We start from the raw sequence: 25197 nt of genomic DNA, 5'->3' as shown, positions 1-25197 counted from the left end.
GTAGCCCCCGTCCCGCTCTGATCGGCCGTCACGGCGGCCAGTAGGATCCGGTCGGCCAGTGCTGTCAACCTGGCAGGATCCTTACAGGGGTTGGGGACAACTTGAAGATAGGTCGTGCGCGCGGAACGGCTCTGGCCGCCGCGCTCGGCGTCGTCGCGGTCCTGGGCATCCAGGGCGTCGCAAGCGGCACGGGCGATTCCGGCGAGGGCGAGGTGTCGCCCTACAGCGCCCGTGCCCGCGAGAAGGGCCCGGTCACGGGAGAGCTGCACAAGCTCGCCCTCAAGCCCAAGGGCAGGGGAGAGGCCGTCCTCTCCCAGCAGGACACCGAGCCGTTCGGGCTCCTCGGCGTCTCCTGGGCCGACCCCGAGGCCGAGGTGAAGGGCAGGATCGAGGCCCGCACCCGCGACGCCGACAGCGGCAAGTGGTCGAAGTGGGTCGTGCTGGAGCAGGCCGAGTCCGGCCTCGACGGCAAGCGCCCGGGCCTGCGCGGTGCCACCGAACCCGTCTGGGTCGGCCCGTCCGACGGCGCCGAGGTACGGGTGACCGGCAACGGCACGCTGCCCGCCGGCATGGAGCTGAACCTGGTGGACCCGGGTGCCGGCGCCGCGAAGGCGAAGAAGAAGAGCGACCTGGGCCTGGCCCCGGCCGCCTTCGCCCTCCCCGCCGTGGACCCCTCGCCGACGACGCCGGGACCGGAATCGACCGCCCCGCGGCCGGACGTGGTCTCGCGCGTGCAGTGGGGCGCCGACGAGTCCCTGAACAACGAGGGCCCGGTCTACCTGCCCGGCGGGAAGATCAAGGCGGTCTTCGTCCACCACACCGCGGCCACCACGCCGTACGAGTGCTCCGAGTCCGCGGCGATCGTCCGCAGCCTGCACGTCTACCACGTCAAGGGCAACGGCTGGCGCGACCTCGGCTACAACTTCCTCGTCGACAAGTGCGGAACGGTCTTCGAGGGCCGCCAGGGTGGTGTGGACCAGCCCGTCCAGGGCGCCCACACCTACGGCTGGAACGCCGAGTCGACGAGCGTCTCCGTCCTCGGCGACTACACGAGCGCCGGCGCCTCGGCCGCCGCGCTCGACGGCATATCCAAGGTCACGGCGTACAAGCTGGGCCAGTACGACGGCGACATGAACGGCACCGCCACGCTGACCGCGGGCGCCACCCAGACGAACTTCTCCGGCAAGAGCTTCACCGCCGGCCAGCAGTACGAGTTCAAGTCGCTCTCGGGTCACCGCGACGGCTTCAACACCCAGTGCCCGGGCAACTCGCTCTACCCGCAGCTCGAAGCGCTCCGCCAGACGGGCCCCGCCGCCCAGCTGAAGATCGCCTCCGTGAACGGGGCGACGGCCACGCCGGGCGCCACCCTTCCGAGCGGCGCCGCCCTCACGGTCGACTGGACCACCAGCACGGCCACCGGCCGACTGGCCAAGTTCGAACTGCTCGTGGACGGCGAGGCCACCGCGGTCACCGACGGCGCCGCCCGCAAGGCGACCGCGGTCGTGACCGACGGCAAGCACGAGGTCCGGGTCCGGGCGACCGCCGCGAACGGCAAGGTCTCCACGAGCCTGCCGGTCACCGTCGAGGCCGAGGTCAAGGGCGCCAAGTTCGTCCCGCTCTCCCCGAAGCGCCTGATGGACACCCGTGAGGGGCTCGGCGTCCGCAAGGGCCCGGTCGGCAGCGGCGAAGTGGTCACCCTGCCGGTGGCCGCCGCGACCGGCGGCACGCCCACCGCGGTGGTGCTGAACGTGACGGCGACGAACCCGACGCAGCCGAGCTTCGTGTCGGTGTACCCGAGCGGCACGACCCGCTCCAGCGCGTCGAACCTGAACTTCACGCCGGGGAAGACGATCCCCAACCTGGTGGTCGTGCCGGTCGTCAACGGGAGCGTCAGCTTCTACAACAACCAGGGGACCGTCGACCTGATCGCGGACATCACCGGCTACTTCACCTCGACCGCCGACGGCGCCACGCAGACCAACTTCGGCCCGAAGCGCCTGATGGACACCCGCAACGGCACCGGCGTCCCGGCCGCCCCGGTCGCCGCCGGCGGCGTGGTCACCCTGCCCGTGGCGGGCGTCGACGGGATCCCGGCCACCGGCGTCAAGGCCGTCGTGCTGAACGTGACGGCGACCAACCCGACGCAGCCGAGCTTCGTGTCGGTGTACCCGAGCGGCACGACCCGCTCCAGCGCGTCGAACCTGAACTTCACCCCGGGCCAGACCATCCCCAACCTGGTGGTCGTGCCCGTCGTGGACGGCAAGGTCAGCTTCTTCAACAACCAGGGGACCGTCGACCTGATCGCGGACATCACCGGCTACTTCTCGGACAGCGACACGGGTGCCACGCACGCCAACTTCGGCCCGAAGCGCCTGATGGACACCCGCACCGGCACCGGCGTCCGCAAGGGACCGGTCACCGGCGGCGGCGTCGTCACCCTGCCCGTGGCGGGCGTCGGCGGCGTCCCGGCCACCGGGATCAAGGCCGTGGTGCTGAACGTGACCGCGACGAACCCGACCGAGGCCAGCTTCGTGTCGGTCTTCCCCAGCGGCACGACCCGTACGAGCGCCTCGAACCTGAACTTCACCCCCGGCCTCACCATCCCCAACCTGGTGGTCGTGCCCGTGGTGGACGGCAAGGTCAGCTTCTACAACAACTCGGGCTCCGTGGACCTCATCGCGGACATCACCGGGTACTTCCGCTGACGGAAGAAACGTCTTTGCGCAGCTGAGGGGCTCCGCACCACCCGGTGCGGAGCCCCTCACGCATACGCGGGGAACACAGGGGACCAAGGGGAGGACAGACATGGGGAACAACGACAACGGCACACCCGGCATCTCCGACGAGGAGTGGGCCCGGTTCGCGGAGCAGGCCGCGCAGGGGGCGCGGGACGCGCCGAGGGAGCCGTCCGCACGGGCGCGGATGGTCACCGCGCGACTGTGCTCCACACAGGGCCAGGAGCCGCCCGGCTGGCGCACCGGACCCGCGCCGCGCGACCGCCGGCGGGCGACCCGGCTGAAGGCCGCCGCGGCCGTCGTGGCCATCGCGGCGCTCGCGCTGATCGCCGTGCGGCCCGAGCTGGTGATCGACCGGATCACCGGCAGGACCGAGGCCCGCGAGGACGCCGCGAAGGCGGCCCCGCTGCCCGCGGAGTCCGTACGCCCGACCGCCGCGCCCCCGTCGCTGCCGCCCGACCGGCCCACCCTGCAGGAGCCCTTCCGCGGCTCCCCGGCCCTGCAGTGGGCGGACGGCGCCGCCGGCATCGAGCTCCCCGCGGCGACGCCCGTGGCCGGGATGTCCGCCGAGACGGTCGCGGACGCGCTGGGGAAGGCCCGGCAGTTCCTGGTCGCGTCCAACCTGGACCCGGCGACCCTGCGGGGGGAGCGGCCCGCCTCCGCGATCGCCCTCCTCGACCCCCGCCAGCCCGACCTGATGAAGGACGTGGAGCAGTACCTGAAGGCGCCCACCGCCGAGGACACGCCCGTCCTGCTCTTCACCCGCTTCGACCCGGCCCGGGTCAAGCCGGTCGGCGACGTCGTCAAGGTGCGCGGCAGCATGCGCGCGGAGCAGGGGGAGCCCGGCGAGCTGCTCGTGGTGGCGGACTACACCTTCGTCCACCCCGTGACGCCGGCGACCGGGGGCTCGGACGTGCAGCGCACCATCGTCCGGCGGCAGACCACCTTCGCCCTGCTCGACCCGGCCCGCTGGGAGACCACCCGGGGCCGTCTCCAGCTGCGCGCGTACCACTCGGAGTGGTCGAACGTGGAGTGCGAGGCGGCCGACGGATTCCTCCACCCGCAGTTCACGGCGGACCCGGCCGCGGGCCCGCAGCCCACCGGGCCGGCGATGGACCCGTACGACCGCAGCAGGGAGATCAAGGGCGAGAAGGCGTGCGGGACGGTGACCCGCTCCTGACCGGGGGAGGCCCCGCCCCGCGAAGGGTGCGGCGCGGTTTGACCACTCAGCGTGGCGGGGTATTCTCTTCGGCCCGATTGGCCAGGTACGTGTCTCGTATGGCAGACTACTCAAGTTGCTCGGCTGAGTGCCGATGCTGCGCGCCTCCCGCCGGGAGGACCGGAAGCGAGTCCCACAGTACTCGTCGTCCTTAATCTGCCTCTCGGGGCAGCAATGGGGACGGACGTACGGGAATCTTCTGGGAAGTGTCAGCACGGTGCCCACCAGGCACTCGGTGGGTGTTTCTCCCCCGAATCGCGGTCATGGGACCGCACCCCCTTGGACGAGGGAATTTCCGTATGGGAATTTTCTGTGGAGGGAGTGCGACACGCCCGACCGCGTGGGTCGGAGGAGAGGCCGCGGGACCCCGTCCCGCAGCCGACCGGGAGCCAGAGCGTTTCCACACAGAGACAGGACTACGGAGTAGCCATGGCGGGACAGAAGATCCGCATCCGGCTCAAGGCCTACGACCACGAGGTCATCGACTCCTCGGCGAAGAAGATCGTCGAGACGGTGACCCGCACTGGTGCGTCGGTCGCGGGCCCGGTGCCGCTGCCCACTGAGAAGAACGTGTACTGCGTCATCAAGTCGCCGCACAAGTACAAGGACTCGCGCGAGCACTTCGAGATGCGCACGCACAAGCGCCTGATCGACATCCTCGACCCGACGCCCAAGACCGTTGACTCGCTGATGCGCCTGGACCTTCCGGCCGGCGTCGACATCGAGATCAAGCTCTGAGAGGCGTCGAGAAGATGGCAAAGCAGATCAAGGGCGTCCTGGGCGAGAAGCTCGGCATGACCCAGGTCTGGGACGAGAACAACCGTGTCGTCCCGGTGACCGTGGTCAAGGCCGGACCCTGCGTCGTTACCCAGGTCCGTACGAACGACATCGACGGCTACGAGTCGGTCCAGATCGCCTTCGGCGAGATCGACCCGCGCAAGGTGAACAAGCCCCTCAAGGGCCACTTCGCCAAGGCCGACGTGACCCCCCGCCGCCACCTGGTGGAGCTCCGCACCTCCGACGCCAGCGAGTACACGCTCGGCCAGGAGATCACTGCTGAGGTGTTCGAGTCCGGCGTCAAGGTTGACGTCACGGGCAACAGCAAGGGCAAGGGCTTCGCCGGTGTCATGAAGCGGCACAACTTCCGGGGCCTCGGCGCCGGTCACGGTGTGCAGCGCAAGCACCGCTCCCCCGGTTCGATCGGTGGCTGCGCCACCCCTGGGCGTGTCTTCAAGGGCATGCGCATGGCCGGTCGCATGGGTAACGAGCGCGTCACCACCCAGAACCTGACCATCCACGCGGTAGACGCGGAGAAGGGTCTGCTCCTCATCAAGGGCGCAGTCCCCGGTCCGAACGGCGGCCTCGTCCTGGTCCGTACCGCGGCCAAGGGGGCTTGAGGTTAATGAGCACCATTGACATCCTTTCGCCGGCAGGCGACAAGGCCGGTACCGTCGAGCTCCCCGCGGAGATCTTCGACGCGAAGACCAGCGTTCCGCTGATCCACCAGGTCGTCGTCGCGCAGCTGGCCGCTGCCCGTCAGGGCACGCACAAGACCAAGACCCGCGGCGAAGTCCGTGGTGGTGGCAAGAAGCCTTACCGCCAGAAGGGCACCGGCCGCGCCCGTCAGGGTTCGACCCGCGCTCCGCAGTTCGCCGGCGGTGGCGTCGTCCACGGCCCGCAGCCGCGTGACTACTCGCAGCGGACCCCCAAGAAGATGAAGGTCGCCGCCCTCCGCGGTGCCCTCTCGGACCGTGCGCGTCACTCCCGCATCCACGTCGTCACCGGCGTGGTCGAGGGTGCCGTCTCCACGAAGGCCGCCAAGACGCTGTTCGGCAAGATCTCGGAGCGCAAGAACCTGCTCCTGGTCGTCGAGCGTGCCGACGAGGCCGCGTGGCTGTCCGCCCGCAACCTGCCCCAGGTTCACATCCTGGAGCCGGGCCAGCTGAACACGTACGACGTGATCGTCTCTGACGACGTGGTCTTCACCCAGGCCGCGCTCGAGTCCTTCGTGTCTGGCCCCAAGGCCGATGAGACCGAAGGGAGCGACGCCTGATGTCTGAGGCGACCGTTACCAGCAAGACCTTCACCGACCCGCGCGACCTGCTGATCAAGCCGGTCGTCTCGGAGAAGAGCTACGCGCTGCTGGACGAGAACAAGTACACGTTCATCGTCGCGCCCGGCGCCAACAAGACCCAGATCAAGCAGGCCGTCGAGGCGGTCTTCTCGGTCAAGGTCACCGGGGTCAACACGATCAACCGTCAGGGTAAGCGCAAGCGCACCAAGACCGGTTTCGGCAAGCGCGCCAACACCAAGCGCGCCATCGTGACCCTTGCCGAGGGCAACCGTATCGACATCTTCGGCGGCCAGGCCTCCTAACGGAGGTCTAGTCGTCCGGAATCGGACGAGGACTGAGAAATGGGTATCCGCAAGTACAAGCCGACGACCCCGGGCCGTCGTGGCTCCAGCGTCGCCGACTTTGTCGAGATCACGCGGTCCACGCCGGAGAAGTCGCTGGTCCGCCCGCTGCACAGCAAGGGCGGCCGTAACAACACCGGTCGTGTGACCGTTCGCCACCAGGGTGGTGGACACAAGCGCGCCTACCGCGTGATCGACTTCCGTCGTCACGACAAGGACGGCGTGCCGGCCAAGGTCGCGCACATCGAGTACGACCCCAACCGCACCGCGCGCATCGCGCTGCTGCACTACGCCGACGGCGAGAAGCGCTACATCATCGCGCCGCGCGGTCTGCAGCAGGGTGACCGGATCGAGAACGGCCCCACGGCCGACATCAAGCCGGGCAACAACCTCGCGCTCCGCAACATCCCGGTCGGTACCACGATCCACGCGATCGAGCTCCGCCCCGGTGGCGGCGCCAAGTTCGCGCGTTCCGCTGGTGCCTCCGTGCAGCTGCTGGCGAAGGAGGGCGTGATGGCCCACCTTCGTATGCCGTCCGGTGAGATCCGTCTCGTCGACGCGCGCTGCCGCGCCACGGTCGGCGAGGTCGGCAACGCCGAGCAGTCGAACATCAACTGGGGCAAGGCCGGCCGCATGCGCTGGAAGGGCGTCCGCCCGTCCGTCCGCGGTGTCGCGATGAACCCGGTTGACCACCCGCACGGTGGTGGTGAGGGCAAGACCAGTGGTGGTCGCCACCCGGTCTCCCCGTGGGGTCAGAAGGAGGGTCGTACTCGTTCGCCGAAGAAGGCTTCGAACAAGTACATCGTCCGCCGCCGCAAGACGAACAAGAAGCGCTAGGAGCGGGTTTAGATGCCGCGCAGTCTCAAGAAGGGGCCCTTCGTCGACGACCACCTCGTAAAGAAGGTGGACGCCCAGAACGAAGCCGGCACCAAGAACGTCATCAAGACCTGGTCCCGTCGCTCGATGATCATCCCCAGCATGCTGGGTCACACCATCGCGGTGCACAACGGCAAGACCCACGTCCCGGTGTTCGTCACCGAGTCGATGGTCGGCCACAAGCTCGGCGAGTTCTCGCCGACTCGCACCTTCCGCGGCCACGTCAAGGACGACCGGAAGTCGAAGCGCCGCTAAAGGCGGGGTGGTTACGACTATGACTTACACCGAAGGGACAACCATGGAAGCCAGGGCCCAGGCGCGGTACATCCGCGTCACGCCCATGAAGGCCCGCCGCGTGGTGGACCTTATCCGTGGCATGGATGCCACGGAGGCTCAGGCGGTCCTGCGTTTCGCCCCGCAGGCCGCGAGCGTGCCGGTCGGCAAGGTGCTGGACAGCGCCATCGCCAACGCCGCGCACAACTACAACCACCCGGACGCCTCCACGCTGGTCATCAGCGAGGCGTACGTGGACGAGGGCCCGACCCTGAAGCGGTTCCGTCCGCGTGCCCAGGGCCGTGCCTACCGGATCCGCAAGCGGACCAGCCACATCACCGTGGTCGTCAGCAGCAAGGAAGGTTCCCGGTAATGGGCCAGAAGGTAAACCCGCACGGGTTCCGACTCGGCATCACCACGGACTTCAAGTCCCGTTGGTACGCCGACAAGCTGTACAAGGACTACGTCAAGGAAGACGTCGCCATCCGTCGGATGATGACGTCCGGCATGGAGCGCGCCGGCATCTCGAAGGTTGAGATCGAGCGCACCCGTGACCGCGTGCGTGTGGACATCCACACCGCTCGTCCGGGCATCGTCATCGGCCGCCGTGGCGCCGAGGCCGACCGCATCCGCGGTGACCTCGAGAAGCTCACGGGCAAGCAGGTCCAGCTGAACATCCTCGAGGTCAAGAACCCCGAGCTCGACGCTCAGCTGGTTGCCCAGGCCGTTGCCGAGCAGCTCTCCTCCCGCGTCTCCTTCCGTCGTGCCATGCGCAAGAGCATGCAGGGCACGATGAAGGCCGGCGCCAAGGGCATCAAGATCCAGTGTGGCGGCCGTCTCGGCGGCGCCGAGATGTCCCGCTCCGAGTTCTACCGCGAGGGTCGTGTGCCGCTGCACACGCTGCGCGCGAACGTGGACTACGGCTTCTTCGAGGCCAAGACCACCTTCGGCCGGATCGGCGTGAAGGTCTGGATCTACAAGGGCGACGTCAAGAACATCGCCGAGGTTCGCGCCGAGAACGCTGCGGCCCGTGCGGGTAACCGCCCGGCCCGTGGTGCCGGCGCTGGCGACCGTCCCGCCGGCCGTGGTGGCCGTGGTGGCGAGCGCGGCGGCCGTGGTGGCCGCAAGCCGCAGCAGGCTGCTGGTGCCGAGGCCCCCAAGGCCGACGCTCCCGCCGCCGCTCCGGCCGAGAGCACCGGAACGGAGGCCTGACCGACATGCTGATCCCTCGTAGGGTCAAGCACCGCAAGCAGCACCACCCGAAGCGCCGCGGTATGGCCAAGGGCGGTACTGAGGTCTCGTTCGGCGAGTACGGCATCCAGGCGCTCACCCCCGCCTACGTGACGAACCGCCAGATCGAGGCGGCTCGTATCGCGATGACCCGCCACATCAAGCGTGGCGGCAAGGTCTGGATCAACATCTACCCGGACCGTCCGCTGACGAAGAAGCCTGCCGAGACCCGCATGGGTTCCGGTAAGGGTTCCCCGGAGTGGTGGATCGCGAACGTGCACCCGGGCCGGGTCATGTTCGAGCTGTCCTACCCGAACGAAAAGATTGCGCGTGAGGCCCTCACTCGTGCGGCCCACAAGCTGCCGATGAAGTGCCGGATCGTCAAGCGCGAGGCAGGTGAGTCGTGATGGCGACGGGAACCAAGGCGTCCGAGCTCCGCGAGCTCGGCAACGAGGAGCTCGTTGCCAAGCTGCGCGAGGCCAAGGAGGAGCTGTTCAAGCTCCGTTTCCAGGCGGCCACCGGCCAGCTGGAGAACAACGGCCGGCTCAAGTCCGTCCGTAAGGACATCGCTCGCATCTACACCCTGATGCACGAGCGTGAGCTCGGTATCGAGACGGTGGAGAACGCCTGATGAGCGAGAACAACGTGACTGAGAAGACCGAGCGCGGCTTCCGCAAGACCCGTGAGGGTCTGGTCGTCAGCGACAAGATGGACAAGACCGTCGTCGTCGCCGTCGAGGACCGCGTCAAGCACGCGCTGTACGGCAAGGTCATCCGCCGTACGAACAAGCTCAAGGCTCACGACGAGCAGAACGCTGCCGGCGTCGGCGACCGCGTCCTCATCATGGAGACGCGTCCGCTGTCGGCGAGCAAGCGCTGGCGCATCGTCGAGATCCTCGAGAAGGCCAAGTAAGCACCTGAGGCCCTGAGCAAAAAGTTCAGGGGCCCCTCAGGTTCGTTCCGCCAGGCTCGGCCGGGGCTCGCTCGTCGTAGTGCAGCCCCGGCCGGGAACCGGCAGACAAACAGGAGATAGACGTGATCCAGCAGGAGTCGCGACTGCGTGTCGCCGACAACACTGGTGCCAAGGAGATCCTTTGCATCCGTGTTCTCGGTGGCTCCGGTCGCCGCTACGCGGGCATCGGTGACGTCATCGTCGCCACCGTCAAGGACGCGATCCCCGGTGGCAACGTGAAGAAGGGTGACGTCGTCAAGGCGGTCATCGTTCGCACCGTCAAGGAGCGCCGCCGCCAGGACGGCTCGTACATCCGCTTCGACGAGAACGCCGCCGTCATTCTGAAGAACGACGGCGACCCTCGCGGCACCCGTATCTTCGGCCCCGTCGGCCGTGAGCTGCGCGAGAAGAAGTTCATGAAGATCATCTCGCTCGCGCCGGAGGTGCTGTAAGCATGAAGATCAAGAAGGGCGACCTGGTACAGGTCATCACCGGTAAGGACAAGGGCAAGCAGGGCAAGGTCATCGTCGCCTTCCCCGCCGAGAACCGCGTCCTGGTCGAGGGTGTCAACCGGGTCAAGAAGCACACCAAGGCCGGCCAGAACCAGGCCGGTGGCATCGTGATCACCGAGGCTCCGGTCCACGTGTCCAACGTCCAGCTGGTCGTGGAGAAGGACGGCAAGAAGGTCGTCACCCGCGTCGGTTACCGCTTCGACGACGAGGGCAACAAGATCCGCGTTGCCAAGCGCACGGGTGAGGACATCTGATGGCTACCACTCCGCGTCTGAAGACGAAGTACCGCGAGGAGATCGCGGGCAAGCTGCGTGAGGAGTTCTCCTACGAGAACGTCATGCAGATCCCCGGCCTCGTCAAGATCGTCGTGAACATGGGTGTCGGCGACGCCGCCCGTGACTCGAAGCTGATCGACGGTGCCATCCGCGACCTGACGACGATCACCGGTCAGAAGCCGGCCGTCACGAAGGCCCGCAAGTCCATCGCGCAGTTCAAGCTGCGCGAGGGTCAGCCGATCGGCTGCCACGTCACCCTCCGTGGTGACCGTATGTGGGAGTTCCTGGACCGTACGCTGTCGCTCGCGCTGCCGCGTATCCGTGACTTCCGTGGTCTGTCGCCGAAGCAGTTCGACGGCCGTGGCAACTACACCTTCGGTCTCACGGAGCAGGTCATGTTCCACGAGATCGACCAGGACAAGATCGACCGTACCCGGGGTATGGACATCACCGTGGTCACCACGGCGACCAACGACGCTGAGGGCCGCGCGCTCCTTCGTCACCTCGGCTTCCCCTTCAAGGAGGCGTAAGCGAGATGGCGAAGAAGGCTCTCATCGCGAAGGCTGCCCGTAAGCCCAAGTTCGGTGTGCGTGCGTACACCCGCTGCCAGCGCTGCGGTCGCCCCCACTCCGTGTACCGCAAGTTCGGCCTCTGCCGCGTGTGCCTCCGTGAGATGGCTCACCGTGGCGAGCTGCCGGGCGTGACCAAGAGCTCCTGGTAATCACCCTCGTCCGCAAGGACTTGGGCGTTTCCAGGCACTCTCGGTAAGCATCTGGACGGTGGGTGCCCAGCCGCGCATGCCTTAGGCTTGTGTGGTTGGGCGTCCGCCGCCCTATCGACTTACTACGCCGTAGGTCCCCGTGCCGCACCCGTCCCGCCACTGAGTGGGGAGAGGGATGGCGCATACAGGAAACCCCGGCGAGAGAGGCCGAAGGCCACTTCATGACCATGACTGACCCCATCGCAGACATGCTCACGCGTCTGCGTAACGCTAACTCGGCGTACCACGACACCGTCGTGATGCCGCACAGCAAGATCAAGTCGCACATCGCGGAGATCCTCAAGCAGGAGGGTTTCATCACCGGCTGGAAGGTCGAGGACGCCGAGGTCGGCAAGAACCTCGTCCTCGAGCTGAAGTTCGGGCCGAACCGTGAGCGCTCCATCGCGGGCATCAAGCGGATCTCGAAGCCCGGTCTGCGCGTGTACGCGAAGTCCACCAACCTGCCGAAGGTCCTCGGCGGCCTGGGCGTGGCGATCATCTCCACGTCCCACGGTCTCCTGACCGGCCAGCAGGCAGGCAAGAAGGGCGTAGGTGGGGAAGTCCTCGCCTACGTCTGGTAGTCGGGAACGGAGGAAAAGCAATGTCGCGAATCGGCAAGCTCCCCATCCAGGTTCCCGCCGGTGTGGACGTCACCATCGATGGCCAGACGGTCAACGTGAAGGGCCCCAAGGGTTCCCTCGCGCACACCGTTAAGGCGCCCATCGCAGTTGTCAAGGACGAGGACGGCGTTCTGAACGTCACCCGTCCGAACGACGAGCGTCAGAACAAGGCCCTGCACGGCCTGTCCCGCACGCTGGTGGCGAACATGATCACCGGTGTGACCACGGGATACGTCAAGGCTCTCGAGATCAGCGGTGTCGGTTACCGCGTGGCCGCGAAGGGCTCCGACCTGGAGTTCCAGCTCGGCTACAGCCACCCGATCCTGGTGGAGGCGCCCGAGGGCATCTCCTTCAAGGTCGAGTCGCCGACCAAGTTCTCGGTCGAGGGCATCGACAAGCAGAAGGTCGGCGAGGTCGCCGCCAACATCCGCAAGCTGCGGAAGCCCGACCCGTACAAGGCCAAGGGTGTCAAGTACGCCGGCGAGGTCATCCGCCGCAAGGTCGGAAAGGCTGGTAAGTAGCCATGGCATACGGTGTGAAGATCGCCAAGGGCGACGCGTACAAGCGCGCTGCCAAGGCTCGCCGCCACATCCGCATCCGCAAGAACGTCTCGGGTACGGCGGAGCGTCCGCGCCTCGTCGTGACGCGTTCCAACCGCAACATCGTTGCTCAGGTCATCGACGACCTCCAGGGCCACACCCTGGCGTCGGCGTCGACCCTGGACGCTTCGATCCGCGGTGGCGAAGGCGACAAGAGCGCCCAGGCCCAGGCCGTCGGCGCGCTCGTCGCCGAGCGTGCCAAGGCCGCGGGTGTCGAGACCGTCGTCTTTGACCGCGGTGGCAACCGATACGCCGGGCGCATTGCCGCTCTGGCTGACGCCGCCCGCGAAGCCGGGCTGAAGTTCTAAGCCCCGGTTCCGGGACTCACGGACGTAACAGAGAGAGGTAATCCAATGGCTGGACCCCAGCGCCGCGGAAGCGGTGCCGGTGGCGGCGAGCGGCGGGACCGGAAGGGTCGCGACGGTGGCGCTGCCGCCGAGAAGACCGCTTACGTTGAGCGCGTTGTCGCGATCAACCGTGTCGCCAAGGTTGTCAAGGGTGGTCGTCGCTTCAGCTTCACCGCGCTCGTCGTGGTGGGTGACGGTGACGGCACCGTAGGTGTCGGTTACGGCAAGGCCAAGGAAGTTCCCGCGGCCATCGCCAAGGGCGTCGAGGAAGCCAAGAAGAACTTCTTCAAGGTTCCCCGCATCCAGGGCACCATCCCGCACCCGATCCAGGGCGAGAAGGCGGCCGGCGTTGTCCTGCTGAAGCCTGCTTCCCCCGGTACCGGTGTTATCGCCGGTGGCCCGGTGCGCGCCGTTCTGGAGTGCGCCGGCGTTCACGACATCCTGTCGAAGTCGCTCGGCTCCGACAACGCGATCAACATCGTGCACGCGACCGTGGCGGCCCTCAAGGGCCTGCAGCGTCCCGAGGAGATCGCGGCTCGCCGTGGTCTGCCGCTCGAGGACGTCGCCCCCGCGGCTCTCCTTCGTGCACGTGCCGGGGCGGGTGTCTGATGGCCCGCCTCAAGATCACGCAGACGAAGTCGTACATCGGCAGCAAGCAGAACCACCGCGACACGCTGCGTTCGCTCGGGCTCAAGCGCCTGAACGACGTCGTCGTCAAGGAGGACCGCCCCGAGTTCCGCGGAATGGTGCACACCGTCCGCCACCTCGTGACGGTTGAGGAGGTTGACTAATCATGGCTGAGAACAGCCCGCTGAAGGCCCACAACCTCCGTCCCGCCCCCGGTGCCAAGACCGCGAAGACCCGTGTCGGTCGTGGTGAGGCGTCGAAGGGTAAGACGGCCGGTCGTGGTACGAAGGGCCAGAAGGCCCGTTACCAGATCCCGCAGCGCTTCGAGGGTGGGCAGATGCCCCTCCACATGCGCCTGCCGAAGCTCAAGGGCTTCAAGAACCCGTTCCGCACCGAGTTCCAGGTCGTCAACCTGGACAAGCTCGGTGCTCTCTACCCCGAGGGTGGAGAAGTCACGGTGGCCGACCTGGTCGCCAAGGGCGCGGTTCGCAAGAACAGCCTCGTCAAGGTCCTGGGCCAGGGCGAGCTCTCCGTGGCGCTGCAGGTTTCGGTTGACGCCGTTTCCGCCTCCGCCAAGGAGAAGATTGCCGCTGCCGGCGGCACCGTCACCGAGCTCGTCTAAGACGATTTCAGTGGCTGAATAGCTCAAAACCCGACCGGGGATGCCTCACATATGGGGCATCCCCGGTTGGTCGTTCCACGGGGGGCACACTCGCCGGTAAGGTGGCGTGCACCATTGCTTTGTCGTATACGTCGATCCCTCTCAGACCGTCACCTCTGACGCAGTAGCGCGGGGGTCGCAGGAGGCACCGTGCTCACCGCGTTCGCCCGGGCGTTCAAGACGCCCGACCTGCGCAAGAAGCTGCTCTTCACGCTCGGCATCATCGTGCTGTTCCGGCTCGGGTCGCATGTCCCGGTCCCCGGCGTGAGCTACAAGAACGTACAGATCTGCGTGGAACAGGCCGGAAGCAGCAATGGTCTGTTCGGCCTCGTCAACATGTTCAGCGGTGGCGCGCTGCTGCAGATCACGATCTTTGCGCTCGGCATCATGCCGTACATCACGGCGAGCATCATTCTGCAGCTGCTGACCGTGGTCATCCCGAAGCTGGAGACCCTCAAGAAAGAGGGCCAGTCCGGCACGGCGAAGATCACTCAGTACACGCGCTATCTGACGGTCGCGCTCGCGATCCTCCAGGGCACCGGCCTCGTCGCCACCGCCCGTACCGGCGCCCTCTTCCAGGGGTGCCAGGTCGCCAGCCAGATCGTTCCCGACCGGTCGATCTTCACCACGGTCGTCATGGTGGTCACCATGACCGCCGGTACCTGCGTCGTCATGTGGCTCGGTGAGCTCATCACCGACCGCGGCATCGGCAACGGCATGTCGATCCTCATGTTCATCTCGATCGCCGCCGGCTTCATCGGCGCCCTGTGGCAGATCAAGCTCCAGGGCAAGATCGCCGACGGCTGGGTCGAGTTCGGCGTCGTCATGCTGGTCGGCCTCGCGATGGTCGGCCTGGTGGTCTTCGTCGAGCAGGCGCAGCGCCGGATCCCGGTCCAGTACGCGAAGCGCATGATCGGCCGCCGCGCCTACGGCGGGACCTCCACCTACATCCCGCTCAAGGTGAACCAGGCGGGCATCATCCCCGTCATCTTCGCCTCGTCGCTGCTCTACATCCCGGCACTGGTCGTGCAGTTCAGCGGGTCCACCGCGGGCTGGGCCACCTGGATCCAGAAGCACTTCGTCAAGGGCGACCACCCGTACTACATCGCGGTCTACTTCCTCCTGATCGTCTTCTTCGCGTTCTTCTACGTGGCGATCTCGTTCAACCCCGAGGAAGTTGCAGACAACATGAAGAAGTATGGTGGGTTCATCCCGGGTATCCGCGCCGGTCGACCCACCGCCGAGTACCTGAGCTACGTGCTCAACCGGATCACCTGGCCGGGGTCGCTGTACCTGGGTCTCATCGCTCTTGTGCCGACGATGGCGTTGGCCGGCTTCGGAGCGAACCAGAACTTCCCGTTCGGCGGGACGAGCATCCTCATCATCGTGGGTGTGGGTCTGGAAACCGTGAAGCAGATCGAGAGCCAGCTCCAGCAGCGTAACTACGAAGGGTTCCTCCGCTGATGCGAATCGTCCTCGTCGGACCGCCCGGTGCGGGCAAGGGAACGCAGGCCGCGTTCCTTGCCAAGAACCTGTCGATCCCGCACATCTCCACGGGCGACCTGTTCCGGGCCAACATCAGTCAGGGCACCGACCTGGGCCGGCGCGCCAAGGCGTTCATGGACGCCGGCGACCTCGTCCCGGACGAGATCACCATCGGTATGGCCAAGGACCGGATGGAGCAGCCCGACGCCGCCGGCGGCTTCCTGCTCGACGGCTTCCCGCGCAACGTCTCCCAGGCCGAGGCCCTCGACGTCATGCTGGAGGAGTCGGGCATGAAGCTCGACGCAGTCCTCGACCTGGAGGTCGAGGAGGACGAGGTCGTCAAGCGCATCGCCGGCCGCCGCGTCTGCCGCAACGAGTCCGCGCACGTCTTCCACGTCGAGTACGCCGCCCCGAAGACCGAGGGCGTCTGCGACCACTGCGGTGGCGAGCTCTACCAGCGCGGTGACGACTCCGAGGCCACGGTGCGCAACCGGCTGGAGGTCTACCACACGCAGACCGAGCCGATCATCGACTACTACAAGGAGCAGGGCCTGCTGGTCACCATCTCCGCCCTCGGCGAGGTGCACGAGATCACCCAGCGCGCCATGGACGCTCTGAAGAAGTAGTCCCCGAGCGGTACAGGTACGGCCGCGGTGTCCCCTCGGGGCACCGCGGCCGTCTGCATGACGCGCTGCGGCACGACATCAGCCGATAATTGAGCAACCACAGCGGACAGCGACCACGTCCGCGAGAGCGGCGGCGGTTCAGCCGCAAGAACGGAAGGCACGCCCCTATGGTCCAGATCAAGACCCCCGAGCAGATCGCGAAGATGCGCGAGGCGGGGCTGGTCGTCGCCGCGATCCATGCGGCGACCCGTGAGGCGGCCGTGCCGGGCGCCACGACGCGGGATCTGGACATGGTGGCCCGCAAGGTCATCGCGGACGCCGGGGCCAAGTCGAACTTCCTCGGCTACGGCGGCTTCCCCGCGACGATCTGCACCTCGGTGAACGAGGTCGTCGTCCACGGCATCCCGGATGACAAGACCGTCCTCAAGGACGGCGACATCATCTCGATCGACGCCGGCGCCATCGTCGACGGCTGGCACGGCGACGCGGCGTACACCGCCTTCGTCGGCACGAACCACGCGCCCGAGCTCGTGGAGCTTTCCCGGGTGACGGAGGAGTCGATGTGGGCCGGTATCGCCGCCATGAAGCTGGGCAACCGCCTCGTGGACATCTCCAAGGCGATCGAGACGTACATCAAGCGCCAGCCCCGCCCCGCCACCGGTGAGCACAGCCGCGGCAAGTTCGGCATCATCGAGGACTACGGCGGCCACGGCATCGGGTCCGAGATGCACATGGACCCCCACCTGCTGAACTACGTCTCGCGGAAGCGGGGCAAGGGGATCAAGCTGGTCCCGGGCGTCTGCCTGGCGATCGAGCCGATGGTCTCCCTGGGCACCGCCCAGACGGAGGTCCTTTCGGACGACTGGACGGTCATCACCACGGACGGCACCTGGTCCTCGCACTGGGAGCACTCCATCGCGCTGACGGAGGCCGGTCCGATCGTCCTGACCAGCCCGGACTGCGGCAAGGCGAAGCTGGCGGAGTACGGGGTCACCACGGCCCCGGACCCGCTCGGTTAATGATCTAGACTCTGGGGCAAACTTTCCGGATTCGTCTTTCTGGGTGCCCTGACGTAGACTGACTCGTCGGCTCTCGTGCACTTCCATGTCCGCATGGCGCGCGAGGCCGATCAAGGTAGCCGATTCGAAAGGCGAAGCGTGGCCAAGAAGCAAGGTGCCATCGAAATCGAGGGCACCGTGATCGAGTCCCTCCCGAACGCGATGTTCAAGGTGGAGCTCCAGAACGGTCACAAGGTCCTCGCGCACATCAGCGGGAAGATGCGCATGCACTACATCCGCATCCTGCCTGATGACCGGGTCGTCGTGGAGCTCTCTCCCTACGACCTGACGCGTGGCCGGATCGTCTACCGATACAAGTAGATCTTGCTCTCACTCCTGCCTGGGCGTCCGTCCCGGTGCGGGTGGTGGCACTGACCCGGAGAACCTCACCAACATGAAGGTCAAGCCGAGCGTCAAGAAGATCTGCGACAAGTGCAAGGTGATCCGCCGTCACGGCCGGGTCATGGTCATCTGCGACAACCTGCGCCACAAGCAGCGCCAGGGCTGACGCACGCCGACCGACCTGCCTTAACGCAGTTCTTCGCGCGACGTAAGAAAACGTACATACGCAGAACCCGCCCAGCCCCCGCAAAGGGCCGGCGGCACCTCCGGCGGGGGCCGGGGACCCGGACGTACCATCACCCACTCGGGTGGTCGGCGGTCGGGATCGGTTCTGTGGAAGACCCCCGAACACACAGGAGCCATTGAATGGCACGCGTTTCCGGTGTTGACATCCCGCGCGAAAAGCGTGTGGAGATCGCACTCACCTACGTCTTCGGTATCGGGCGCACCCGGTCCAAGGAGATCCTCGCCTCCACCGGCGTGAACCCGAACACCCGCGTTCGTGACCTGGCCGAAGAGGACCTCGTCAAGATCCGCGAGTACGTGGACGCCAACCTCCGTACCGAGGGTGACCTCCGCCGCGAGATCCAGGGCGACATCCGCCGCAAGATCGAGATCCAGTGCTACCAGGGTATCCGCCACCGTCGCGGCCTCCCGGTGCACGGTCAGCGCACCAGCACGAACGCGCGTACCCGCAAGGGCCCGCGTCGCGCGATCGCCGGTAAGAAGAAGCCGGGCAAGAAGTAGTCCTGTTCAGCGGTCTTGCGCTGTAGGACCGACCACCTCCCGTAGGAGATTTAGATGCCCCCCAAGGGTCGTCAGGGCGCTGCCAAGAAGGTGCGCCGCAAGGAAAAGAAGAACGTCGCTCACGGGCACGCCCACATCAAGAGCACGTTCAACAACACCATCGTTTCGATCACGGACCCGTCCGGCAACGTGATCTCCTGGGCCTCCGCCGGCCACGTCGGCTTCAAGGGCTCGCGCAAGTCCACCCCCTTCGCCGCGCAGATGGCCGCCGAGTCGGCCGCCCGCCGCGCGCAGGAGCACGGCATGCGCAAGGTCGACGTTTTCGTCAAGGGTCCCGGCTCCGGCCGTGAGACCGCGATCCGCTCCCTCCAGGCCACCGGCCTCGAGGTCGGCTCGATCCAGGACGTCACCCCCACCCCGCACAACGGCTGCCGCCCGCCGAAGCGCCGCCGCGTCTGACGCAGCGGACGCACAGTTGCGTCTTTGAGTGTCCGGGCGGTACGACCCCTTCTGGGGACGTGCCGCCCGTACCCTTGCAGTAGCCGTACCCCCGGTACGGCATCCCGTCGGGCGTCAAATAGTGGGCGTCCACGAATGAAGGAACACAGACATGCTTATCGCTCAGCGTCCGTCGCTGACCGAAGAGGTCGTTGACGAGTACCGCTCGCGGTTCGTGATCGAGCCCCTGGAGCCGGGCTTCGGTTACACCCTCGGCAACTCCCTGCGCCGTACCCTCCTGTCCTCCATCCCGGGTGCCGCTGTCACCAGCATCCGCGTGGACGGCGTCCTGCACGAGTTCACCACCGTGCCGGGCGTCAAGGAAGACGTCACGGACATCATCCTCAACATCAAGCAGCTGGTCGTCTCCTCGGAGCACGACGAGCCGGTCGTGATGTACCTGCGCAAGCAGGGTCCCGGCCTGGTCACCGCTGCCGACATCGCGCCCCCGGCCGGTGTCGAGGTGCACAACCCGGACCTCGTCCTCGCCACGCTCAACGGCAAGGGCAAGCTGGAGATGGAGCTGACCGTCGAGCGCGGTCGCGGCTACGTCTCCGCCGTCCAGAACAAGCAGCTGGGCCAGGAGATCGGCCGCATCCCGGTCGACTCCATCTACAGCCCGGTCCTCAAGGTCACCTACAAGGTCGAGGCGACCCGAGTCGAGCAGCGCACCGACTTCGACAAGCTGATCGTCGACGTCGAGACCAAGCAGGCCATGCGCCCGCGCGACGCCATGGCGTCCGCAGGCAAGACCCTGGTCGAGCTGTTCGGTCTGGCCCGCGAGCTCAACATCGACGCCGAGGGCATCGACATGGGCCCGTCCCCGACGGACGCCGCCCTGGCCGCCGACCTGGCGCTGCCGATCGAGGAGCTCGAGCTCACGGTCCGGTCGTACAACTGCCTCAAGCGCGAGGGCATCCACTCCGTGGGTGAGCTCGTCGCCCGCTCCGAGGCCGACCTGCTCGACATCCGCAACTTCGGTGCGAAGTCGATCGACGAGGTCAAGGCGAAGCTGGCCGGCATGGGCCTGGCCCTCAAGGACAGCCCGCCCGGATTCGACCCGACCGCCGCCGCCGACGCCTTCGGCGCCGACGACGACGCGGACGCCGGTTTCGTCGAGACCGAGCAGTACTGAGAAAGCTTGCGGGGGGCTCGCGCCCCCCGTACCCACCCTCTCGCGACCGCTTGAGGGAACTGACTCCGGTACCTGACACGGCCGGTGCAGATTTGAAGGAGTAACAATGCCGCGTCCCGCAAAGGGTGCCCGCCTGGGCGGCTCCGCCGCGCACGAGAAGCACCTGCTCGCGAACCTCGCGAAGGCGCTCTTCGAGCACGGCCGCATCACCACCACCGAGGCCAAGGCCCGCCGCCTGCGTCCCTACGCCGAGCGTCTGGTCACCAAGGCCAAGAAGGGCGACATCCACAACCGTCGCCTGGTGCTGCAGACGATCACGGACAAGAGCATCGTGCACACGCTGTTCACCGAGATCGCCCCGCGCTACGAGAACCGCCCCGGTGGTTACACGCGCATCACCAAGATCGGCAACCGTCGTGGCGACAACGCCCCGATGGCCGTGATCGAGCTGGTCGAGGCCCTCACGGTCGCCCAGCAGGCCACCGGTGAGGCCGAGGCCGCCACCAAGCGCGCGGTCAAGGAGGCGGAGGCTGTCGAGACCCCCGCCGAGGAGACCAAGGAGGCCTGATCCCGCTACGGGATCGAGCTTGCTTGACCGGCTCTGAACGGGCCCGCCCCTTCCCGGGGCGGGCCCGTTCTGCATATGGGTGCTTCTGAGAGGATCGGTCACGTGAGTGACGAGGTGGAGCCCGGGCACGTCCGGGTGCGGCTGGACCTGAGCTACGACGGCAAGGACTTCTCCGGCTGGGCGAAGCAGCGCACGCTGCGGACCGTCCAGGGCGAGCTGGAGAGCGCCCTGCAGACCGTGATGCGGCTGAAGGAGCCGGTCGAGCTGACGGTCGCCGGGCGGACGGACGCCGGCGTGCACGCCCGTGGACAGGTCGCGCAGTTCGACCTGGCCGAGGAGGTGTGGGCCGAGCACCACGACAAGCTGCTGCGGCGCCTCGCCGGCCGGCTGCCGCACGACGTACGGGTGTGGAAGGTCGCCGAGGCCCCCGAGGGCTTCAACGCGCGCTTCTCGGCCGTCTGGCGCCGCTACGCCTACCGCGTGGGCGACCACCAGGGCGGGGTGGACCCGCTGCGCCGCGGCCACGTCCTGTGGCACCAGTGGCCCCTCGACGTGGACGCCATGAACGAGGCCTCCGCCGCGCTGCTGGGCGAGCACGACTTCGCCGCGTACTGCAAGAAGCGCGAGGGCGCCACGACGATCCGTACCCTCCAGCAGCTCGGCTGGGAGCGCGCCGAGGACGGCATCATCACCGCGACCGTCCGCGCCGACGCCTTCTGCCACAACATGGTCCGCTCCCTGGTGGGCGCCCTGCTCCACGTCGGGGACGGCCACCGGCCCACCGACTGGCCCGGCAAGGTGCTGGCCGCCGGCGTACGGGACTCCTCGGTGCACGTGGTCAAGCCCCACGGGCTGACCCTGGAGGAGGTCGGCTACCCGGCAGACGAGCTGCTGGCCGCCCGCAGCCGGGAGGCGCGCAACATGCGGACCCTGCCGGGCGCCGGCTGCTGCTGAGCCGCCGCCAAATCGTTTGGGCGGATCGCGAGCCGACCGGGACAATGCCCGGCATGGGACATCTCGAAGCCAGCCATCTGGAGTACTACCTTCCCGACGGGCGGGTACTGCTCCCCGACGTCTCCTTCCGCGTGGGGGAGGGTGCGGTGGCCGCCCTGGTCGGGGCGAACGGCGCGGGCAAGACCACCCTGCTGAAGCTGATCTCCGGGGAGCTCCAGCCGCACGGCGGCGGCGTCTCGATCAGCGGCGGCCTCGGCGTGATGTCGCAGTTCGTGGGTTCCGTGCGCGACGAGACGACCGTACGGGACCTGCTGGTCTCGGTGGCCCAGCCGCGGATCCGCGAGGCCGCGAAGGCCGTCGACCGCGCCGAGCACCTGATCATGACGGTGGACGACGAGGCCGCGCAGATGGCCTACGCCCAGGCCCTCAGCGACTGGGCCGACGTGCAGGGCTACGAGGCGGAGACGCTGTGGGACGTCTGCACGATGGCCGCGCTGGCCATCCCGTACGACTCCGCCCAGTTCCGCGAGGTGCGCACGCTCTCCGGCGGTGAGCAGAAGCGGCTCGTGCTGGAGGCGCTGCTGCGCGGACCGGACGAGGTGCTGCTGCTCGACGAGCCGGACAACTACCTCGACGTCCCGGGCAAGCGGTGGCTGGAGGAGCAGCTGCGGGCGACCCGCAAGACGGTGCTGTTCGTCTCCCACGACCGGGAGCTGCTGACCCAGGCGGCCGAGAAGATCATCAGCCTGGAGGCGAGCCCGACGGGCTCCGACGTGTGGGTGCACGGCGCGGGCTTCGGCACGTACCACGAGGCCCGCAAGGAGCGCTTCGCCCGCTTCGAGGAGCTCAAGCGGCGCTGGGACGAGGAGCACGCCCGCCTCAAGGCCCTCGTGCTGCGGCTGCGCAACCAGGCCGCGTCCAGCCCCGACATGGCCTCGCGCTACCGGGCGATGCAGACTCGTTTCCAGAAGTTCGAGGAGGCCGGCCCGCCGCCGGAGCCGCCGCGCGAGCAGGACATCAAGATGCGGCTCAAGGGCGGCCGGACCGGCGTGCGCGCGCTGACCGTGGAGAACCTGGAGCTCACCGGGCTGATGAAGCCGTTCTCCCTGGAGGTCTTCTACGGGGAGCGGGTCGCGGTGCTCGGCTCGAACGGCTCCGGCAAGTCGCACTTCCTGCGGCTGCTGGCGGGCGAGGACGTGGGGCACACCGGTGACTGGAAGCTGGGCGCACGGGTGGTTCCCGGCCATTTCGCGCAGACCCACGCCCACCCGGAGCTGTTCGGCCGCACCCTCGTCGAGATCCTGTGGACGGAGGCGGCCAAGCCCCTGGGGCAGGCGATGGGGGCCCTGCGCCGCTACGAGCTGGAGCGTCAGGCCGAGCAGCCCTTCGAGAAGCTCTCGGGCGGCCAGCAGGCGCGCTTCCAGATCCTGCTGCTGGAGCTCGCGGGCACCACGGCGCTGCTGCTGGACGAGCCCACGGACAACCTGGACCTGGAGTCCGCCGAGGCCCTCCAGGACGGCCTGGAGTCCTACGACGGGACGGTGCTGTGCGTGACGCACGACCGCTGGTTCGCGCGCACATTTGACCGTTACCTGGTCTTCGGTTCGGACGGTGTTGTGCGGGAGACTCAGGAGCCCGTCTGGGACGAACGCAGGGTCGAACGCAAGCGCTGAGCGGTGGCTCGGCGGTGAGGGAGGGGCGTCGTGGGCCTGAGGCCTGGCATCTGGCTCATGAGGTGGGAGGCCATGGCCCCGGGGGACCGGCTGGTCGGCTGGCTGCTGCGGCCGGCCCCGCGGTCCTGGCGGGTGGTCTCTGCGGCGGTGCTCCTCGGGATCTGCCTCTCCACGAGCCTGCGGGCGAACTGGGGCTCGGACAACGCCTTCGTCGTCAAGGCCGCGCAGACGCTGCTGGAGGGCGGGTCGCCGTACGAGGACAAGCGCTTCCTGTACCTGCCCAGCGCCGTGCTCATGGCCGTGCCGGAGGCCCTGGTACCGCGGGGGGTGCTGCGCTGGATCCTGCCGGTCGGGATGTCCGGGCTGCTGGGCATCGGGTGGCTGGCCGCGCTGCGGCTGTTCTCCGTGCCGCTGCGCTCGCGCTTCGCGGTCGGCGTCCTCACCGTGTTCGCCCTCGCCTACAAGCCGTGGGTGAACCTGGTGCTGATCGGCAACTGGACGGCCGTCTCGGCGGCCGCGCTGCCCGTGGCGCTGCTGCTCGCGCACCGGGGGGCGTGGGGGAGGGCCGGGCTGGTGGTCGGGCTGGCCATCGCCTGCAAGCCGATGCTGGTGCCGATCGGGCTGCTCTTCCTGTTCGCCCGCCGGTGGCGGGGGCTGGCCGCGGCGGTGCTGGTGCCGCTGGCGATCTCGCTGGCCGGGGCGCTGCTGATGCCGAGCCCGACGCTGTTCTTCACCAAGACCCTGCCGTTCCTGCTCCAGGGGCAGGACGCGTACGCGCTGCCCTGGGACGCCTCGCCGATAGCGGTGCTGCCGCGGCTGGGGGTGCCGCAGGCGGTGGCGGTGGCGGTGGCCTTCGCGGGTGCCGCGGCCGGGCTGTGGGCGGCCTGGGCGCGATGGCGGCGTACCGGGGCGGACGGCGACCGGGGTGAGCTGCGTCTCGTGGAGACGGCCTGCATGGTGATGCTCGCCGCGTTTCTGGTGTCGCGGCCGTCCTTCGACCACTACCTGCTGGTGGTGCTGCCGCTGCTGCTGGCGTCGGCCGTACGGCCGGGCTCGATGCCCCGCTCGCCCTGGTTCTGGCTGGCGTTGACGCCTCAGATGGCCTTGGTCCCGTGGCCCTCGGAGCTGGCCCACAAGAGGCGCGCCTTCAAGGACTGCGCCACCCTGTGCGGGGTGGCGTTCCTGCTGGCGCGTCGTGCGCTGCGCCCGGATCGGGTTACTCTGGAGCCCGTAACAACTGCGGGGTCCCCACCCAGGACCGAACCGGAGTGCGCCGCGACGCCAGCAGAATCGGCATCGCGGACCGCGTTTTGACCCCTACGGGTCTGCTTGGGTATCCTGCTGGTTTGTTATGCGTATTGGCTTTCTCATTCTCACGTGAAAGGGCCTTACGCCGGTCCACCGGACCGATGACCAGCAGCTGGCCGTTCACTCGGGTTGCGTCCCTGATGTGAACGTGTGCTGTCGTGATCGTCCGTGGTGACCCTGTCAGGACCTTCCCGCTGGGCTTGCGCCCGTGGGATACCACCACTGAAGAAGCGAAGGCATACGCGTGCGTACGTTCAGCCCCAAGCCCGGCGACATCTCGCGCCAGTGGCTCGTCATCGACGCCCAGGACGTCGTCCTCGGCCGTCTGGCGACCCAGGCCGCTGCCCTCCTGAAGGGCAAGCACAAGCCGACCTACGCCCCCCACATGGACATGGGTGACTTCGTCGTCATCATCAACGCCGACAAGGTGCACCTGTCCGGCAACAAGGCCTCCCAGAAGATGGCCTACCGCCACTCCGGTTTCCCGGGCGGTCTGCGCTCCGTGCGTTACGACGACCTGCTGGCGAACAACCCGGAGAAGGCCGTCGAGAAGGCCGTCAAGGGCATGCTCCCGAAGAACTCCCTGGGCCGTCAGATGCTGTCGAAGCTGAAGGTCTACTCGGGCGACCAGCACCCGCACGCTGCCCAGCAGCCGGTGCCGTTCGAGATCACCCAGGTCGCGCAGTAGTTCCGGCCACCCCCT

The 25197-nt window shown here is 67.8% G+C and carries 36 protein-coding genes; all 36 read left to right on the top strand.

The genetic code is table 11. The features are described 5' to 3' along the window. Window positions 1-101: 101 nt before the first annotated feature. The 36 genes from AAT21_RS34710 (at window position 102) to rplM (ending at window position 25182) form a co-directional block, all read left to right on the top strand. The gene (locus AAT21_RS34710) at window positions 102-2705 is read left to right on the top strand and encodes a peptidoglycan recognition protein family protein (protein WP_052757984.1); all 2604 of its coding nucleotides are present in this window, start codon (window positions 102-104) and stop codon (window positions 2703-2705) included. A gap of 100 nt (window positions 2706-2805) precedes the next feature. Continuing rightward, entirely contained in the window at window positions 2806-3915 is a 1110-nt protein-coding gene (locus AAT21_RS25380) for a hypothetical protein (protein WP_046779244.1), read from the top strand. A gap of 468 nt (window positions 3916-4383) precedes the next feature. Continuing rightward, entirely contained in the window at window positions 4384-4692 is a 309-nt protein-coding gene (gene rpsJ, locus AAT21_RS25375) for a 30S ribosomal protein S10 (RefSeq protein ID WP_003948644.1), read from the top strand. 14 nt (window positions 4693-4706) lie between these two features. Further along, the gene (gene rplC / locus AAT21_RS25370) at window positions 4707-5351 is read left to right on the top strand and encodes a 50S ribosomal protein L3 (RefSeq protein WP_007265899.1); all 645 of its coding nucleotides are present in this window, start codon (window positions 4707-4709) and stop codon (window positions 5349-5351) included. A 5-nt stretch (window positions 5352-5356) separates the two neighbouring features. Further along, window positions 5357-6007, top strand: coding sequence for a 50S ribosomal protein L4 (gene rplD, locus AAT21_RS25365; RefSeq protein ID WP_030653638.1), 651 nt, complete (start codon window positions 5357-5359; stop codon window positions 6005-6007). Next, entirely contained in the window at window positions 6007-6330 is a 324-nt protein-coding gene (gene rplW, locus AAT21_RS25360; RefSeq protein WP_007265901.1) for a 50S ribosomal protein L23, read from the top strand. Before rplD ends, rplW begins: the two co-directional genes overlap by 1 nt. Before the next feature lie 39 nt (window positions 6331-6369). After that, entirely contained in the window at window positions 6370-7206 is an 837-nt protein-coding gene (gene rplB / locus AAT21_RS25355; RefSeq protein ID WP_030026325.1) for a 50S ribosomal protein L2, read from the top strand. 12 nt (window positions 7207-7218) lie between these two features. Further along, window positions 7219-7500: a 30S ribosomal protein S19 gene (gene rpsS / locus AAT21_RS25350; RefSeq protein ID WP_007265903.1), complete on the top strand. Its 282-nt coding sequence runs from the start codon at window positions 7219-7221 to the stop codon at window positions 7498-7500. A 43-nt stretch (window positions 7501-7543) separates the two neighbouring features. Beyond that, entirely contained in the window at window positions 7544-7891 is a 348-nt protein-coding gene (rplV, locus tag AAT21_RS25345; RefSeq protein ID WP_007265904.1) for a 50S ribosomal protein L22, read from the top strand. Then, window positions 7891-8730: a 30S ribosomal protein S3 gene (gene rpsC / locus AAT21_RS25340; RefSeq protein WP_007265905.1), complete on the top strand. Its 840-nt coding sequence runs from the start codon at window positions 7891-7893 to the stop codon at window positions 8728-8730. Before rplV ends, rpsC begins: the two co-directional genes overlap by 1 nt. A gap of 5 nt (window positions 8731-8735) precedes the next feature. After that, window positions 8736-9155: a 50S ribosomal protein L16 gene (rplP, locus tag AAT21_RS25335; protein ID WP_030653642.1), complete on the top strand. Its 420-nt coding sequence runs from the start codon at window positions 8736-8738 to the stop codon at window positions 9153-9155. Then, entirely contained in the window at window positions 9155-9379 is a 225-nt protein-coding gene (rpmC, locus tag AAT21_RS25330; RefSeq protein WP_007265907.1) for a 50S ribosomal protein L29, read from the top strand. The genes rplP and rpmC overlap by 1 nt, the downstream gene beginning before the upstream one ends. Then, complete coding sequence (gene rpsQ / locus AAT21_RS25325) at window positions 9379-9660, top strand: 30S ribosomal protein S17 (protein WP_030008467.1); 282 nt, start codon at window positions 9379-9381, stop codon at window positions 9658-9660. Before rpmC ends, rpsQ begins: the two co-directional genes overlap by 1 nt. A 122-nt stretch (window positions 9661-9782) precedes the next feature. Further along, window positions 9783-10151: a 50S ribosomal protein L14 gene (rplN, locus tag AAT21_RS25320; protein WP_003956455.1), complete on the top strand. Its 369-nt coding sequence runs from the start codon at window positions 9783-9785 to the stop codon at window positions 10149-10151. 2 nt (window positions 10152-10153) lie between these two features. Beyond that, window positions 10154-10465, top strand: coding sequence for a 50S ribosomal protein L24 (gene rplX / locus AAT21_RS25315; RefSeq protein WP_030026329.1), 312 nt, complete (start codon window positions 10154-10156; stop codon window positions 10463-10465). Further along, complete coding sequence (gene rplE, locus AAT21_RS25310) at window positions 10465-11016, top strand: 50S ribosomal protein L5 (RefSeq protein ID WP_030026331.1); 552 nt, start codon at window positions 10465-10467, stop codon at window positions 11014-11016. Before rplX ends, rplE begins: the two co-directional genes overlap by 1 nt. A 5-nt stretch (window positions 11017-11021) precedes the next feature. Then, the gene (locus AAT21_RS25305) at window positions 11022-11207 is read left to right on the top strand and encodes a type Z 30S ribosomal protein S14 (RefSeq protein WP_003956452.1); all 186 of its coding nucleotides are present in this window, start codon (window positions 11022-11024) and stop codon (window positions 11205-11207) included. A gap of 221 nt (window positions 11208-11428) precedes the next feature. Continuing rightward, window positions 11429-11827: a 30S ribosomal protein S8 gene (gene rpsH / locus AAT21_RS25300; protein ID WP_007265911.1), complete on the top strand. Its 399-nt coding sequence runs from the start codon at window positions 11429-11431 to the stop codon at window positions 11825-11827. Window positions 11828-11847: 20 nt separating this feature from the next. Beyond that, window positions 11848-12387: a 50S ribosomal protein L6 gene (gene rplF / locus AAT21_RS25295; RefSeq protein ID WP_030773832.1), complete on the top strand. Its 540-nt coding sequence runs from the start codon at window positions 11848-11850 to the stop codon at window positions 12385-12387. A 2-nt stretch (window positions 12388-12389) separates the two neighbouring features. Next, window positions 12390-12773 carry a 50S ribosomal protein L18 gene (gene rplR, locus AAT21_RS25290; RefSeq protein WP_030026334.1) on the top strand — a complete coding sequence of 128 codons (384 nt, stop codon included), beginning with the start codon at window positions 12390-12392 and terminating at the stop codon, window positions 12771-12773. 45 nt (window positions 12774-12818) lie between these two features. Continuing rightward, window positions 12819-13421: a 30S ribosomal protein S5 gene (gene rpsE, locus AAT21_RS25285; RefSeq protein WP_046779243.1), complete on the top strand. Its 603-nt coding sequence runs from the start codon at window positions 12819-12821 to the stop codon at window positions 13419-13421. Then, a complete protein-coding gene (rpmD, locus tag AAT21_RS25280; protein ID WP_005313525.1) occupies window positions 13421-13603 on the top strand; it encodes a 50S ribosomal protein L30 in 183 nt (60 codons plus the stop codon). Before rpsE ends, rpmD begins: the two co-directional genes overlap by 1 nt. 2 nt (window positions 13604-13605) lie before the next feature. After that, window positions 13606-14061 carry a 50S ribosomal protein L15 gene (gene rplO, locus AAT21_RS25275; protein ID WP_008739693.1) on the top strand — a complete coding sequence of 152 codons (456 nt, stop codon included), beginning with the start codon at window positions 13606-13608 and terminating at the stop codon, window positions 14059-14061. A gap of 189 nt (window positions 14062-14250) precedes the next feature. Next, window positions 14251-15564, top strand: coding sequence for a preprotein translocase subunit SecY (secY, locus tag AAT21_RS25270; RefSeq protein WP_030026339.1), 1314 nt, complete (start codon window positions 14251-14253; stop codon window positions 15562-15564). Next, window positions 15564-16211 carry an adenylate kinase gene (locus AAT21_RS25265; protein ID WP_046779242.1) on the top strand — a complete coding sequence of 216 codons (648 nt, stop codon included), beginning with the start codon at window positions 15564-15566 and terminating at the stop codon, window positions 16209-16211. Before secY ends, AAT21_RS25265 begins: the two co-directional genes overlap by 1 nt. A gap of 167 nt (window positions 16212-16378) precedes the next feature. Then, entirely contained in the window at window positions 16379-17230 is an 852-nt protein-coding gene (gene map, locus AAT21_RS25260; RefSeq protein WP_046779241.1) for a type I methionyl aminopeptidase, read from the top strand. A gap of 138 nt (window positions 17231-17368) precedes the next feature. Beyond that, window positions 17369-17590: a translation initiation factor IF-1 gene (gene infA / locus AAT21_RS25255; RefSeq protein ID WP_003956442.1), complete on the top strand. Its 222-nt coding sequence runs from the start codon at window positions 17369-17371 to the stop codon at window positions 17588-17590. A 73-nt stretch (window positions 17591-17663) separates the two neighbouring features. Then, entirely contained in the window at window positions 17664-17777 is a 114-nt protein-coding gene (rpmJ, locus tag AAT21_RS25250) for a 50S ribosomal protein L36 (protein WP_003956441.1), read from the top strand. A gap of 200 nt (window positions 17778-17977) precedes the next feature. Further along, entirely contained in the window at window positions 17978-18358 is a 381-nt protein-coding gene (rpsM, locus tag AAT21_RS25245) for a 30S ribosomal protein S13 (protein ID WP_007265919.1), read from the top strand. Window positions 18359-18412: 54 nt separating this feature from the next. Continuing rightward, complete coding sequence (gene rpsK, locus AAT21_RS25240; RefSeq protein WP_003956432.1) at window positions 18413-18817, top strand: 30S ribosomal protein S11; 405 nt, start codon at window positions 18413-18415, stop codon at window positions 18815-18817. A gap of 151 nt (window positions 18818-18968) precedes the next feature. Further along, window positions 18969-19991 (top strand): DNA-directed RNA polymerase subunit alpha, encoded by a 1023-nt coding sequence (locus tag AAT21_RS25235; RefSeq protein ID WP_007265920.1) that lies wholly within the window; start codon window positions 18969-18971, stop codon window positions 19989-19991. Between the two features lie 106 nt (window positions 19992-20097). Next, on the top strand, window positions 20098-20559 hold the full coding sequence (gene rplQ, locus AAT21_RS25230; protein WP_030154710.1) for a 50S ribosomal protein L17: 462 nt from the start codon (window positions 20098-20100) through the stop codon (window positions 20557-20559). Window positions 20560-20661: 102 nt separating this feature from the next. Beyond that, on the top strand, window positions 20662-21513 hold the full coding sequence (gene truA / locus AAT21_RS25225) for a tRNA pseudouridine(38-40) synthase TruA (RefSeq protein ID WP_046779240.1): 852 nt from the start codon (window positions 20662-20664) through the stop codon (window positions 21511-21513). Between the two features lie 44 nt (window positions 21514-21557). Then, the gene (locus tag AAT21_RS25220; RefSeq protein WP_046779239.1) at window positions 21558-23186 is read left to right on the top strand and encodes an ABC-F family ATP-binding cassette domain-containing protein; all 1629 of its coding nucleotides are present in this window, start codon (window positions 21558-21560) and stop codon (window positions 23184-23186) included. A 30-nt stretch (window positions 23187-23216) separates the two neighbouring features. Continuing rightward, window positions 23217-24500: a glycosyltransferase family 87 protein gene (locus AAT21_RS25215; RefSeq protein ID WP_235439219.1), complete on the top strand. Its 1284-nt coding sequence runs from the start codon at window positions 23217-23219 to the stop codon at window positions 24498-24500. Between the two features lie 238 nt (window positions 24501-24738). Further along, window positions 24739-25182, top strand: coding sequence for a 50S ribosomal protein L13 (rplM, locus tag AAT21_RS25210; protein ID WP_030959034.1), 444 nt, complete (start codon window positions 24739-24741; stop codon window positions 25180-25182). The last annotated feature ends 15 nt before the right edge of the window (window positions 25183-25197 follow it).

Origin of the sequence: Streptomyces yangpuensis (assembly GCF_001005295.1) — a bacterium.
In the GTDB taxonomy this organism is placed as follows: domain Bacteria; phylum Actinomycetota; class Actinomycetes; order Streptomycetales; family Streptomycetaceae; genus Streptomyces; species Streptomyces yangpuensis.
Note: the sequence above shows the minus strand (reverse complement) of the source record. Positions and strands in the feature narration are given on the sequence as shown.